Source organism: Pseudomonas sp. R151218B TE3479 (assembly GCF_053629195.1).
The window spans coordinates 5,691,356-5,703,800 of sequence record NZ_JBRJHV010000001.1 but is presented as its reverse complement, the minus strand read 5'-3'; the positions used below and the strand labels follow the sequence as shown (position 1 = coordinate 5,703,800).

The following is a 12,445-nucleotide window of genomic DNA, read 5'->3' as shown; positions in this document are numbered from 1 at the left end:
CCTTGCGTGGCGATGCCGATCCTCAAACGTTGTAGATGAGGGCTCGATGATGAATGCCAATATCCGGCGCCAGGGAGGGGCGGTGAGTGTACTGATGGTGATCGCGCTGGTAGCGATTTCCATGATGGCGGCCTTGGCCCTGGATGGCGGGCACATGCTGCTGAACAAGACGCGCCTGCAAAATGCGGTGGATGCCGCGGCCTTGGGCGGTGCCAAGACCCTGAGCCAGGTGAGTGGCGGCATCAACATGGCCAGCACCACCCGCGCGGCGGCCCTGGACACGCTGAACAGAAATGCCAACGCCTCAGGCAATACCGAGCTGGCCACCGCGGTCGCCGGCAACCCGGGGGCGTTTGCCGTGGTGGAGCTGTCCAGCAGCGTCTATGGCCCGTTCTCCTATCCCGGGCCTAGCGATGCCAAATACGTGCGGGTGTCGGTGGCCAGTTATCAATTGAACGGGTTTTTCTGGAGCTTCGTGCAAACGATGGGCAGCGCCGGGCTTGGTAATAAGCGCGTGGCGGCGATTGCAACGGCAGGTCCCAGCCCCACCTCGCCTTGTGACCTGGCGCCGCTGATGGTGTGTGGCGATCCCACTCAATACAACCCGGCCGCCGGCAATTTCTGGGGGTATCAATTTGGCGACCTGGAGGTCTTGAAAACGGCGGCGGGGAACACATCGCCCATTGGGCCGGGCAACTTCCAATTGCTCGACTTCGGCTCGGGCGGCAGTGCGGTCCGGGAGGACCTGGCCGGCGGTGGCTCGGTTTGCCGCAGTGTCGGGAGCGACGTCCAGACGGCGCCGGGTAATAAAGCCGGCCCTACTTCCCAAGGCTTGAACACACGCTTCGGTATCTACAACGGCCCGGTCAGTTCTTCGGACTACCCACCGGACCTGGTCACGGCGTCAGGCACCCCGGCGATCACCTACAACGATGCGCTCTCCCAGGCGCAATACAAAGGCAAAGCCGTCTCTTCGAGCAACGGCGATCTTTCGGCAGGCGGCGAGGCGATACAGGACTACAACGACTGGCGGGCCCAGGTCGCCGCCTGTGTGGCGGGGGGCGCCAGCGGCTGCCAAAGCAACGGGGTTTTCGAGCGTCGGATGTTGAAAATCGTGATTGGCGATTGCGCCGGGAAACTGAGCGGCTCGACGTCGATTCCAGTCTTGGGGTTCGGCTGCTACTTCGTCGTGCAGCCGGTGGATGGCGGGGGGGCGGAGTCCATCATCTTTGGCCAGTTCGTCCAGGAGTGCGAAGGCGACAACGTACCCGGTCCTACACCCTCCACCGATGCCGCGCCCGCAGATCATCCAGCTCTACAAAACCTATCTCAACGGCAGCGGCACGCCGAGCACCGACTCGTAGGAGGCGTCATGGGACTTTCTCAGTTCAAACCCGCGCAAGCCCAACAAGGCGTGGCGCTGGTGGAGTTCACCCTGGTGCTGCCGTTGTTGCTGTTGTTGCTGCTGGCCTTCGGTGAGTTCGGACGCATGCTCTACCAGTACAACGTGCTGTTGCAGGCCAGCCGCGATGCCGACCGCTTCGTCGCCAGCCAGGCCTGGAACTCCACCCTTGGCACTGTCGCTTTGGGCAGCACGCTCCTGACCCAGACGAAAAACGTTGCGGTGTATGGCGTGCCCAGCGCGACGGGAACCGCCGTGGTATCAGGCTTGACCACGGCGAATGTGCAGGTCGCCGCCGAGGGCATCGATCATGTGCGCGTCACCATTACCTACACCTTCTGCCCGGTGATTGGCGCGGGCAACTGCACGGGTTCGATCCCGGGTTTTTTCGGCAATGCCATTCCACTGGGCATCCAGTTGGTGGCGACGACTGTCATGAGGGCGCTGTGATGAATCACAAGCACATGCGCGGCACTTACATTGTGGAGTTCTCCTTCGTGGGCTTGCTGGTGTTCATCCTGCTGTTCGGCGTGGTGGAAATGGGCCGGCTGTACTTCACGGTCAATGCGCTGGATGAAGCGGCGCGCCGTGGCGCGCGGTTGGCGGCGGTGTGCAATGTCAGCGATCCGGTGGTCTTGCGCCGGGCCATCTTCAACGCCGCGACGGACGCCGGCACCAGCCAACTGATCAGTAACCTGGCGACCTCGAACCTGGCGCTGACCTACTTGGACGTCAACGGTGCCGTGGTAGCGAACCCCGCCGACACGTCCGGCGCCACCGGCTTTCGAGCCATTCGCTATGTCCGGCTGAGCGTGCAGAACTTTGTTTTCAACCTGTTCATTCCCGGCTTGGGCGTGCCCATTACCTTGCCCACGTTCAGGGCAACCTTGCCACGCGAAAGCCTTGGGCGTCATTCCGATTCCGGGGAGATCACACCATGCTGAACACCAGGGAAAATCCGCTTTCGACCACCACTGGCAGAGCCGGGCTGCGGATACTGATCAGCAGTCGCGATGCTACGTCCCTGCGCGACCTGCAATGTGTCTGCCAGCGCATGCCTGGCCTTGAGGTCAGCACGCGCCTGGTCAGCAACGGCCATGTCGATCCGCTCTACGGCCTGGACCGCATGCCCGACCTGCTGCTGTTGCGCGTCAGCCATCTGTGGCGCGAGGAACTGTCGGCGTTGCTGCAACGGCCCGCCCATGAACGTCCGCCGATGCTGGTGTGCGGTCCCTTGGGCGAGCAAGAGGGCATGCGCCTGGCGATGCAAGCCGGTGCCCGGGATGTGCTGCCCGAACCCATCGCCGACACGGAATTGGTGGCGGCGCTGAATCGCCTGGTGGCGGAAGTCCGTCTGGGCAACGGCAACGAAGGGAAGCTGGTCGCGGTGATCAGCGCCAAGGGCGGCTCCGGTGGAACCCTGGTGGCGTGCAACCTGGCCCAGCAGCTCAGCGCCCGGGCAGGCAATACGCTGTTGCTGGACATGGACCTGCAATTTGGCAGCGTGACCCATTACCTGGATGTGGCGCAGTCCCACAGCCATCTGGAAGTGCTGCAGCAGATCGATGAAATGGACAGTGTCGCGCTGCGGGGTTTTTGCAGCCACTTCAGCCCGACCCTGCACGTCCTGGGAGGCCGGGCCGGTGAGTTGTGCCTGCCCCAGGATGCCCAACCCGAACAGCTCGACGCCCTGTTGCAACTGGCCCGCGCCAGTTATGACTGGGTGGTGGTGGACCTGCCACGGCAGATCGATCACCTCACCGGTTCGGTACTGGAACAGGTGGACCGGGTGTACGTGGTGGTGCAACAGAGCGTCAGCCACCTGCGTGATGCCAGCGCTCTGGTGCGGATCCTTCGCGAAGACCTGGGTGTGCGCGGGGAGCAGTTGCAGATCGTGATCAACCGCTATGACAAAAACGCCGCCGTCAGCCTCAAGGACATCGGCGAGGCCCTGCGCTGCGCGAACCTGTCGAAATTGCCCAATGACTTCAACCTGGTCAGCCAGAGTCAGAACACTGGCGTGCCGTTGGGGCTGCATGCGCCGAAGGCGGCCATCACCGCTGCCCTGCGCGATTTGACCGAAGACCTGGTCGGTCACCAGATGGCCACGGACAAGGGCCTGCTTAAACGTGCCTTCAACCGTTTTTTCGGGGGATGACCCATGATCAGCGACTTTCGTAACCGCTTGCGCAAACAGCCCGCCAAACCTAGCACTTTAGCGGGTGCTCAGCCCGGCGACGGCCTGCCGGACCCGACAGACGCGTTGATGGCCTGGGAGCAGGCCATTCCGGACGTGCTTTACGAAACCCGCAGCCAGGTCACTCCGGTGGAGGCCGAGTGGCGGGAAAAGATCTACCAGCAACTGCTCAAGGTCATGGACCTGTCGTTGCTCGATGCCCTCGAGCAGGCCGAGGCCGCGCGGCAGATCCGCGATATCTGCCAGCGCCTTCTGGAAGAACATTCGGCGCCAGTGAGTACCGTCAGCCGGCAATTGATCATCAAGCAGATCACCGACGAAGTGCTCGGCCTCGGGCCGCTGGAACCGCTGTTGGCCGACCATAGCGTGTCCGACATCCTGGTCAACGGGTTTGCCTCGGTCTATGTCGAGCGCTTCGGCAAGCTGCAACGCACCGACGTGCGTTTTCGCGACGACCAGCATTTGCTGAACATCATCGACCGCATCGTGTCCAGTCTGGGGCGCCGTATCGACGAGTCTTCGCCGTTGGTGGACGCCCGGCTCAAGGACGGTTCGCGGGTCAACGCAATCATTCCACCGCTGGCCATCGATGGCCCGAGCATGTCGATCCGGCGCTTCGCCGTGGACCTGCTCAACACCGACAGCCTGATCCAGGTCGGCACCATGACCCCGGCCATTGCCTTGCTGCTCAAGGCAATTGTGCGCGGGCGTCTGAACGTGCTGATCTCCGGTGGGACCGGCAGTGGCAAGACCACCATGCTCAACGTGCTCTCCAGTTTCATCCCCCATAACGAGCGCATCGTCACCATCGAGGATTCGGCCGAGCTGCAACTGCAGCAGCCCCACGTGGTGCGCCTGGAAACCCGGCCGTCGAACATCGAGGGGCGCGGTGAGGTGAGCCAGCGGGAATTGGTGCGAAACAGCCTGCGCATGCGCCCGGACCGGATTGTCATCGGTGAGGTGCGTGGCGCCGAGGCGATGGACATGCTCACGGCGATGAACACCGGCCACGACGGTTCGCTGACCACCATTCACGCCAACACCGCACGGGATGCGCTGGGGCGAATCGAGAACATGGTGTCGATGACCGGGGCGACATTTCCGATCAAGGCCATGCGTCAACAAATTGCCTCGGCCATCGATGTGGTGATCCAACTGGAGCGTCAAGAAGACGGCAAGCGACGCGTGGTCAGCATGCAAGAGATCAACGGGATGGAAGGGGAGATCATCACGATGACCGAAATTTTCTCCTTCGTGCGCCAGGGCATCGGCGAGCACGGCGAGGTGCTTGGAGAATATCGGCCCAGCGGCATGATCCCGGCCTTCCGCGATGTGCTGGCCAAGCGCGGCATCGAGTTGCCGCTGACCTTGTTTCGCCCTGAGTGGATGGAGGGCCGCACGTCATGAGCAATATCCCCAGTGAGTTCATCCTGATTTTCCTTGGCATGGTGTTCATCGCCGTGTTCCTGCTGTCCCAGGGCGTGGTGGTGCCGGTGTTCGGCGAAGCCGGCAAGATGCGCAAGCGTATTCGCGGGCGCCTTCACGTGCTGGAGAAGGCCAACCACTTGCCCAACATGCAGACCGTGTTGCGGCAGAAATACCTGACGCGCCTTTCACCCCTGGAAGCTCGCCTGGAACAACTGCCGTTCATGGCCAACCTGACGCAACTGATCGAGCAGGCCGGCCATGAATACCGGGCTTATCGGGTCATGCTGCTCGGTCTGGTCCTGGGGGCGGCGGCCGGTGCCTTGGTGCTGATGGTCTCGCCGGTCTGGGGGATGGCGCTGCTGGCGACCTTTGCGCTGACCTGGGCGCCAGTGTTGAAAATCCTGCGTGACCGCAACAAGCGCTTCGCCGCGTTCGAGGAAGGTTTGCCGGATGCGCTGGACGCCATGTGCCGAGCCTTGCGCGCCGGACACCCGTTCAATGAAACCCTGCGTCTGGTCGCCGAGGAGCACAAGGGGCCGGTCGCCCAGGAGTTCGGCATGACGTTCTCCGACATCAACTATGGCAACGACGTGCGCCGGGCCATGCTCGGGCTGCTGGAGCGGATGCCGAGCATGACGGTGATGATGCTGGTGACGTCGATCCTCATCCACCGCGAGACCGGCGGCAACCTGACCGAAGTGCTGGAGCGCTTGAGTCGGCTGATTCGCGGGCGTTTCCGGTTCCAGCGCAAGATCAAGACGTTGTCGGCGGAAGGGCGCATGTCGGCCTGGGTGCTGGTGGCGATCCCGTTCGTGCTGGCGATCGCCATCGTGCTCACCAGCCCCAGCTACATGCCAGTGCTGATCAATGACCCCATAGGACACAAGCTGATCATCGGCGCGTTCTGCGCCATGTTGATCGGGATTTTCTGGATAAGAAAGATCATCCGGATCCAGGTTTAAGCGCTGTTGCGCCAAGAGGTTTCAGTCATGGACTTTTTGCTCGGATTGTTGAGTCGGTTGACCGGCAACGAAGAACTGGCACGGCTGTTGTTCATCGCCGCGATTGGCCTCAGCACGGTGCTGGCGGCCGTCGCGCTCCTGCTCTTGATGCTGGGCCTGCAGGATCCGGTACAGCGGCGCCTGGCGCTGATCAAGCGTGGTTACGCTGGAAGCACGACGGGGCAGGAGGCGCCGGGTAACCTGCAGCTCTTGCTGGAACGGGTCGGCCAACGTTTTGCCTCCACCGACCAGGCCCACACGTCTGCGACCCAGACTTTGCTCACCCACGCCGGTTACCGCTCTGCCTCGGCGGTGCAGATGTATTGGGCGGTGCGCCTGATGCTGCCGCTGTTGCTGGTCGGCATTGCGTTGTTGCTGCTGCCGATGGTCAAGGTTTCAGTGACTATCGGTCTGCTGGCGGTGACCCTCATCGCGGGCATCGGCTGGCTGCTGCCGGCGATCTACGTCGGCAAACGCAAGCAGGCGCGGCAGGGCCGGTTGCGCGCGGCGTTCCCGGATGCACTGGACCTGATGGTGGTCTGCGTCGAGTCGGGCCTGGCCCTGCCCACGACGATTGAACGGGTGGCTGAAGAGATGTCGGTCAGCCAGGTTGAGCTGGCCGAGGAACTGGCGTTGGTCAATGCGCAGATCCGGGCGGGCATCACCAGTACCGAGGCGCTCAAGCAACTGGCCGTGCGCACCGGACTGGAGGATATCCAGGGCCTGGTCAGCCTGCTGGCACAAAGTATCCGTTTCGGCACCAGCGTGGCCGATACCCTGCGGATCTACGCCGATGAGTTTCGCGACCGGCGTACCCAGGCCGCGGAAGAAATGGGCGCCAAGATTGGCACCAAGCTGATCTTCCCGCTGATCTTCTGCCTGTGGCCGAGCTTCTTCCTGGTCGCGATCGGCCCGGCCATGATTGGTGTGTTCAGGGCCTTCGGGAATATGTAGATTCCCCGTGCCCTGCCGCAAGTCCAATGTGGGAGCGAGCCTGCTCGCGATAGTGGTTTGACAGTCAATGACGATGTTGAATGTCAGTCCTCTATCGCGAGCAAGCTCGCTCCCACAAGTGATCGTGGGTGTTCATGAGTCTTGTGTTCAGCACAATTCCATTGTGGGAGCGAGCTTGCTCGCGATAGCGGTGGGTCAGTCAATGAAAGTGTTGAATGTCAGTCCGCCTTCGCGAGCAGGCTCGCTCCTACAAGTGATCCTGGGTGTTCATGAGTCTTGTGCTCAGCACAATTCCATTGTGGGAGCGAGCTTGCTCGCGATAGCGGTGGGTCAGTCGATGAAGATGCTGGCTGTCAGTCCGCCTTCGCGAGCAAGCTCGCTCCCACAAGTGATCTTGGGTGTTCATGAGTCTTGTGTTCAGCACAGTCCCATTGTGGGAGCGAGCTTGCTCGCGATAGCGGTGGGTCAGTCAATGAAGGTGTTGGCTGTCAGTCCGCCTTCGCGAGCAATTCCCCACAGGTTTACTCCTGTGATCTGTCGACCGTTCAAACCAAAAGACCAAAGCCTCCGGGAGTGCCTACATTCGATCCGATGTAGTCACTCCCGGAGGCTGTGGTCTTTCGTTTGCCGCGTGTTTCATTTGCTGCTGGTGATCTCTCCGCCCGAGTCCTGGTCAAAGAACTCCGGGATCGGATAGTTGAAGCTGTTGAGCCAACGCTGCATGGCCATCTCGCGTTCGGCGGCCGAGGCGGTTTGCAGGTTGGTGGAGGCCACCACGCCGCGAATCTGCAGTTGCATCCAGCTCTCGGTGCCTTGTTGTGCGGCCGAGGAGGGACCTGGCTCAATGGCCCAGGCGGCGGTGGACAGGCTCACCATGCACACGATCATCAATTGTTTGGTCATCATTTCTTGTACTCCTCGTAACGCTCTACTTGACCGCGCCGGTTGATGCATCGACGACCTCGGTCAGGTGGTTGGCGGGTGACGTCGCTGCCTGACTGGCCGAACCCCTGATTTTTTCCGCACGGGCTTGGGCATCTGCCACTTGCTGGGGGCTGAGCTTGGCCATGTTCGCGAGCTCGGCGGCCTGCTTCCAGTTGTCCTGGTAAATCAGCAGCGTCACCATGTTGAGCGCGGCCAGGGTGTCGGACTGCTGGAGCTCCATGGCGGTCATGAACTCGAAGCGGGCTTCTGAAATGCGTCGCTGATTGAGGTAGACGACCCCCAGGTCATTACGGATCTTGCCCTCGGTCGGGGCCATTTTCGCGGCGTGTTCGAGGTATTGCGTCGCGGCCGCATTGTCATTCTTGGCAGCCGCCAACTGACCCAGGCCATGTTCACCGTCAGCAGCCAGGCATGTCCCCAGCAGGCTTTTGTACAACGGTTCGGCCTCGTTGCGGCCCATCAGACGCAGTACCCGAGCCTTGCGCAGACGGACCTGGACCAAGTCCTCGGGCAAGCGTTCGAGGTTCGCCAGGCTGGCGTATAAACGGCCCTCGTTGGCCATGTCTTCGGCCATGTTCAAGGCCAGTTCCTGGTCGGCTCCGGGCTTGGCGCAATCGGCCGTGCGTGAAGCCACCACGCCGTTGCTGGCACAACCGGCAAGCATCAAGGTCGCCGCTAATGCGATCACTGTTTTCATGGAATACCCCTTGGCGAACCGTTGGACGTCGCACGCGTTGCACACCCGGCGCCGGCTCATTGGGAAAGCCCACTGCGGTTGTCGAACTCGCCATGTTCGAGGAAGTACATGCGGTAGAAATTCGGGTCGTAATTGCGCAGTTGCTCACCCGGCAAGGTCGGCAGTTGCGCGTCGGCCGCCAACGGTTGGACCAGGTGCGGCGTGACGATCATCAGCAGTTCGCGCTCTTCGCGGTTGATGGAGTTGTCACGAAAGAATGCGCCGAGAATCGGCACGTCGCCCAGCCCTGGAAACTTGTTTACCTGGGCGCTGTTGCGGGTGCTGATCAGGCCGCTGATGACGAAACTTTCGCCATCGGCCAGGGCGATGCTGGTATCGGTACGGCGCACGGTGAGTGCTGGCACCAATGTCCCGGCGATGTTCACCGCGTTGGTGAAATCCAGCTCACTGACTTCCGGTGCCACCTTCAAGGCGATGCGATTCTTGCCGATGACGGTGGGGGTCAGGGTCAGGCGAATACCGAATTCCTTGTACTCGATGGACACATTGTCGCTGCCGGCACTGGGTACCGGGATCGGCACTTCGCCGCCGGCCAGGAAACTCGCGCTCTGCCCGCTGAGGGCCACCAGGCTCGGCCGCGCCAGGGTATAGGCAAAACCGCTGCCTTCCAGAGCGTTGATCATCAACAGGGTCTTACCGGTGGCGAAAGACAGGTTGAACATGTCGTTATTGACCGGCAATGAAGGCCGAACAACACCGCCGATGGTGGGCAAGGTCCTCGGCGAGCCGAACAGGAAATTGCCACGGCTGCCGAAAATCGACGTCGAGGCTTCCTTGAGCTTGGTCCGGCTGACTTCAACGAAACGGATGTCGGTCTGTACCTGGGCGAGCAGCATCGGGTCTTCGGAAGGCATGCTCGCGGCGCCCGTCAGCGCCTCAGTGGCCCGGCCTTTGACAAAGACCATGCTCTGGCGCGGTATTTTCGAACAGTCGGTCCAGACCATCAGGCTGGTGGCGCCGGGCGCCAGGCCCGTGAGGATGAAGGCATCGCTGCCACTGGGTTGCACATCGGCAATTTTCGGGTCGCCGACAGCCAATTTCGTCACGGGGGCGAGGATACGCAATTCGCTCTGGAGCCCTTGGCCGACCTCGAAGGTCGCCGGCAAATTGTCCAGTTGCGAACAATTTGCCGCTGCGGCCTGAGCCGCATCCAGGCCAAGGCCCATCCAGAACAGACCATGAATGAAATGTTTTAAAACGGGGGCGGTGCGCTGGGTCATGAAGTGATCCTCAATAAGAGGCCATCCCTAGGCTTACCATTGCCTCGGATCACTTAAGAGGCCCGGGCTGCCCCTTTCCATCTCGCCAGATCTTTCATGGATGCCGGCTTCAGGCCTCGTCGCTACCAGCAAACGGGCGCATCACTCCGGCCCGACTGAACGACAGGCAGCTTGCGAACAACCTTTCTGAGCCCCGGAACACCCGGGAATGGTCGAGGGCAGTGACAGTATCGATCAGGTCGCTGGGGGCCCTTTTTTGCCGGCCCGTCCTCGCTTGTGTTTCACGTTAGTTCAAGCATGGCAAAGCGCCACGCCCGAGGACAAAAAAATGACTAAAAGCTGACGGAAGGAAAAAACCAATCAAGTCATCGTCAATAATATGTCTTTTTGTGCGGTTTTCGGCTGACGAGTTCACATGGAAAGGATCAGCCGTCCGGCAAAAAGAATCAGCACCACCCCCATGGTCCGCTCGAACCAGTGGCCCATGCGCATGAAGACTTCCCGCACCTTGGCGCTGGAAAAAAACAGCGCCACGACGACAAACCACAATGCATTCACCATGCACATCCAGATCCCATACAACGCCTGGATCTGCAGCGGTGTCGTCGCGCTGATCAAAGTGGTGAAGATCGCCAGGAAAAACAGCGTGGCCTTGGGGTTGGTGGCGTTGGTCAGGAAACCGGTGACAAAGGCCTTGAAGGGCGTTTGTCCGGTAGCAGCCTGTTCGTTGTTCTGTTCTTTTTCCAGGGAAGACTTGGGTTGGCTACGCAGCAGGCTGATGCCCAGGTAGAGAATGTAGGCGCCGCCCACGACCTTGGCGGCGGTCAGTAACCACGCAGTGGTGTGCATCAGCGCGCCGACGCCGAGCAAGGTGTAGATGACATGCACCGAGATGCCGGCACCAATGCCCAGCGCAGTGCAGATACCGACCCATCGGCCGAAGCGAACGCTCTGGCGAATCGTCACGGCGAAATCCGGACCGGGCGCGACCACCGCCAGAAAGTGCAAGGTGGCCAGGGTCAGGAATTCACCAAGGTAGTTGGATAGCATTTCAGCTCCAAAAGGTCAGGGGCGAGGAGTCGCCGCGATAACCGACAAAAAAAGAAAGGCTCAGGCGTGGGGCGGCCACACCGGGGCTGACCGAATGCATGCATCGCGAATTGAACATGATGAAGTCGCCGGGTTGCGGTCGTACTTCCAGGGTTGGGCGGCCGAGCAGGGCGGGGTCGATGCCGTAGCTGTCGCCACGCATTTCATCGAACAGGTCTGGCGAGACATGCTTATCCCACATTTGCAGCGCGCCACCTTCAGCGGGCATGTTGAGGTAGACGTTGCAGGCGAGCTGGGCTTGCAGGCTGTGGGCCTGAAAACTGTCGGGTGCATCCTTGGCGAAAATATCGTGATGGGCCAGGAAGCACACGCCGGGTTTCACCACGCGAGACAGGCCTACGTACATCTTCCGGCCATAAAGGCTTTCCAGGTGTGCTCCCGCCGGCCAGGTTTCGTCGAGCATGCAGCGCAACATGTCGACCGGCGAGGAGTAGGGGGCACAGCGGTTGCGCAGCTCGACGATATTGCGACCGGCCTGGCTGAAGTAGTCCTCGATCAGTGGCGGCTGATTCTCGGCTTCGTAGAAGGCCATGCCGATGCGCCCGATGCTGGGGGCGTTGATATAACCTTCGAAACCGGGGGCAAGGATCTTGTTGCCAATTTCGATGGCCAACGATTGCGACAGGAAGTTTTTCAAACGCACGGCGAGCACTTCGCCATCTATCAGTTTCTTGATGCACCACTGATCGAGGTGCTCGACATCAAGCATCATGAGACAGGTCCGTCTGAATAGGGGGAGGGGCCTGCGAGCGGTTCCTGGTCGCAAGGGCGGCGGGTATCAGCCCACGTGGTAATGCACCGACAACGTGCCTTTCTTTTGCGAAAGCGAGGCGATGGTGACGGCTCCCAGTTCTCGCAGCCGTCGCACATGGGTGCCGCCGCAGCCATAAGCCGTCAGCTCACCGAAACCGACTTCCCGGGTGCCTTGGCGAAGTGCGATCAGGCGAGGCAAGTCTTCGGCGATCCAAGCATCGATGCCCTGCTGGATGATCGATGTGTCCAGCTCCTCGGGACGTTCCCCAGGCTGGAACTGCACACGGCTTTCGCCGGGCCAGTGGTGGGCCTTGATCGGTTTCCAGCCACGGCTTTCGGCAAAATGGCCGATCAGGTGCCCGGCCGAGTGCAGGCGTGAATTCAGCAGCCGCCGCTGCTCATCCACGCGGATCGCGGCCATGCCGGGGGCTACTGGGCGGTCGACGTAATGAATGATCTGTTGCCCGTCCTGAACGACGCGCAGTACTTGGCTGTCGCCGATCCATCCGGTGTCGCAGGGCTGACCGCCGCCCTGGGGGTGGAACAGGGTGGCGCGCAGCACCACGGCGAATTCGTTTTCCAGGGGGCTGCAGTCCAGGACTTCCACGTTGGCCTTGAGGTCATCGCTATGGAAAAAAAGGCGAAGCGTCATGGTCCATACCCACATCAGAAATTGTG

Annotated in this window: 12 protein-coding genes and 1 pseudogene; 7 read left to right on the top strand and 6 right to left on the bottom strand. The window is 61.3% G+C overall.

What is annotated here, in order from left to right; translation table 11 throughout:
• Nucleotides 1–46: 46 nt before the first annotated feature.
• From AB7M32_RS24640 to AB7M32_RS24610, 7 genes and pseudogenes are all read left to right on the top strand, one after another.
• Nucleotides 47–1,364 (top strand): annotated as a pseudogene (locus AB7M32_RS24640) (TadE/TadG family type IV pilus assembly protein).
• An 8-nt stretch (nt 1,365–1,372) separates the two neighbouring features.
• A complete protein-coding gene (locus AB7M32_RS24635) occupies nt 1,373–1,852 on the top strand; it encodes a TadE/TadG family type IV pilus assembly protein (protein WP_454251660.1) in 480 nt (159 codons plus the stop codon).
• Nucleotides 1,852–2,346: a TadE family protein gene (locus AB7M32_RS24630; RefSeq protein ID WP_454251659.1), complete on the top strand. Its 495-nt coding sequence runs from the start codon at nt 1,852–1,854 to the stop codon at nt 2,344–2,346. Before AB7M32_RS24635 ends, AB7M32_RS24630 begins: the two co-directional genes overlap by 1 nt.
• Complete coding sequence (locus tag AB7M32_RS24625) at nt 2,340–3,560, top strand: AAA family ATPase (RefSeq protein WP_454251658.1); 1,221 nt, start codon at nt 2,340–2,342, stop codon at nt 3,558–3,560. Before AB7M32_RS24630 ends, AB7M32_RS24625 begins: the two co-directional genes overlap by 7 nt.
• Before the next feature lie 3 nt (nt 3,561–3,563).
• The gene (locus AB7M32_RS24620) at nt 3,564–5,006 is read left to right on the top strand and encodes a CpaF family protein (protein ID WP_454251657.1); all 1,443 of its coding nucleotides are present in this window, start codon (nt 3,564–3,566) and stop codon (nt 5,004–5,006) included.
• A complete protein-coding gene (locus AB7M32_RS24615) occupies nt 5,003–5,989 on the top strand; it encodes a type II secretion system F family protein (RefSeq protein WP_454251656.1) in 987 nt (328 codons plus the stop codon). The genes AB7M32_RS24620 and AB7M32_RS24615 overlap by 4 nt, the downstream gene beginning before the upstream one ends.
• Before the next feature lie 27 nt (nt 5,990–6,016).
• Nucleotides 6,017–6,982 carry a type II secretion system F family protein gene (locus AB7M32_RS24610; protein WP_454251655.1) on the top strand — a complete coding sequence of 322 codons (966 nt, stop codon included), beginning with the start codon at nt 6,017–6,019 and terminating at the stop codon, nt 6,980–6,982.
• Between the two features lie 636 nt (nt 6,983–7,618).
• Here the strand turns inward: AB7M32_RS24610 and AB7M32_RS24605 are convergent.
• From AB7M32_RS24605 to AB7M32_RS24580, 6 genes are all read right to left on the bottom strand, one after another.
• Nucleotides 7,619–7,888 carry a DUF3613 domain-containing protein gene (locus AB7M32_RS24605; RefSeq protein ID WP_060741209.1) on the bottom strand — a complete coding sequence of 90 codons (270 nt, stop codon included), beginning with the start codon at nt 7,886–7,888 and terminating at the stop codon, nt 7,619–7,621.
• A gap of 22 nt (nt 7,889–7,910) precedes the next feature.
• Nucleotides 7,911–8,624 (bottom strand): hypothetical protein, encoded by a 714-nt coding sequence (locus AB7M32_RS24600; RefSeq protein ID WP_454251654.1) that lies wholly within the window; start codon nt 8,622–8,624, stop codon nt 7,911–7,913.
• Nucleotides 8,625–8,680: 56 nt separating this feature from the next.
• Nucleotides 8,681–9,904 carry a type II and III secretion system protein family protein gene (locus tag AB7M32_RS24595; RefSeq protein ID WP_060741210.1) on the bottom strand — a complete coding sequence of 408 codons (1,224 nt, stop codon included), beginning with the start codon at nt 9,902–9,904 and terminating at the stop codon, nt 8,681–8,683.
• 411 nt (nt 9,905–10,315) lie between these two features.
• Nucleotides 10,316–10,954 carry a LysE family translocator gene (locus AB7M32_RS24590; RefSeq protein WP_454251653.1) on the bottom strand — a complete coding sequence of 213 codons (639 nt, stop codon included), beginning with the start codon at nt 10,952–10,954 and terminating at the stop codon, nt 10,316–10,318.
• Nucleotide 10,955: 1 nt separating this feature from the next.
• A complete protein-coding gene (locus AB7M32_RS24585; protein WP_454251652.1) occupies nt 10,956–11,726 on the bottom strand; it encodes a 2OG-Fe(II) oxygenase in 771 nt (256 codons plus the stop codon).
• Between the two features lie 66 nt (nt 11,727–11,792).
• Nucleotides 11,793–12,419, bottom strand: a complete 627-nt coding sequence (locus AB7M32_RS24580; RefSeq protein WP_454251651.1) for an alanyl-tRNA editing protein — start codon at nt 12,417–12,419, stop codon at nt 11,793–11,795.
• Nucleotides 12,420–12,445 lie beyond the last annotated feature (26 nt).

Bases quoted from the DNA above. Each gene is read 5' to 3' on its own strand.
- AB7M32_RS24635 (WP_454251660.1), top strand. From the start codon at position 1,373: ATGGGACTTTCTCAGTTCAAACCCGCGCAAGCCCAACAAGGCGTGGCG.
- AB7M32_RS24630 (WP_454251659.1), top strand. From the start codon at position 1,852: ATGAATCACAAGCACATGCGCGGCACTTACATTGTGGAGTTCTCCTTC.
- AB7M32_RS24625 (WP_454251658.1), top strand. From the start codon at position 2,340: ATGCTGAACACCAGGGAAAATCCGCTTTCGACCACCACTGGCAGAGCC.
- AB7M32_RS24620 (WP_454251657.1), top strand. From the start codon at position 3,564: ATGATCAGCGACTTTCGTAACCGCTTGCGCAAACAGCCCGCCAAACCT.
- AB7M32_RS24615 (WP_454251656.1), top strand. From the start codon at position 5,003: ATGAGCAATATCCCCAGTGAGTTCATCCTGATTTTCCTTGGCATGGTG.
- AB7M32_RS24610 (WP_454251655.1), top strand. From the start codon at position 6,017: ATGGACTTTTTGCTCGGATTGTTGAGTCGGTTGACCGGCAACGAAGAA.
- AB7M32_RS24605 (WP_060741209.1), bottom strand. From the start codon at position 7,888: ATGATGACCAAACAATTGATGATCGTGTGCATGGTGAGCCTGTCCACC.
- AB7M32_RS24600 (WP_454251654.1), bottom strand. From the start codon at position 8,624: ATGAAAACAGTGATCGCATTAGCGGCGACCTTGATGCTTGCCGGTTGT.
- AB7M32_RS24595 (WP_060741210.1), bottom strand. From the start codon at position 9,904: ATGACCCAGCGCACCGCCCCCGTTTTAAAACATTTCATTCATGGTCTG.
- AB7M32_RS24590 (WP_454251653.1), bottom strand. From the start codon at position 10,954: ATGCTATCCAACTACCTTGGTGAATTCCTGACCCTGGCCACCTTGCAC.
- AB7M32_RS24585 (WP_454251652.1), bottom strand. From the start codon at position 11,726: ATGATGCTTGATGTCGAGCACCTCGATCAGTGGTGCATCAAGAAACTG.
- AB7M32_RS24580 (WP_454251651.1), bottom strand. From the start codon at position 12,419: ATGACGCTTCGCCTTTTTTTCCATAGCGATGACCTCAAGGCCAACGTG.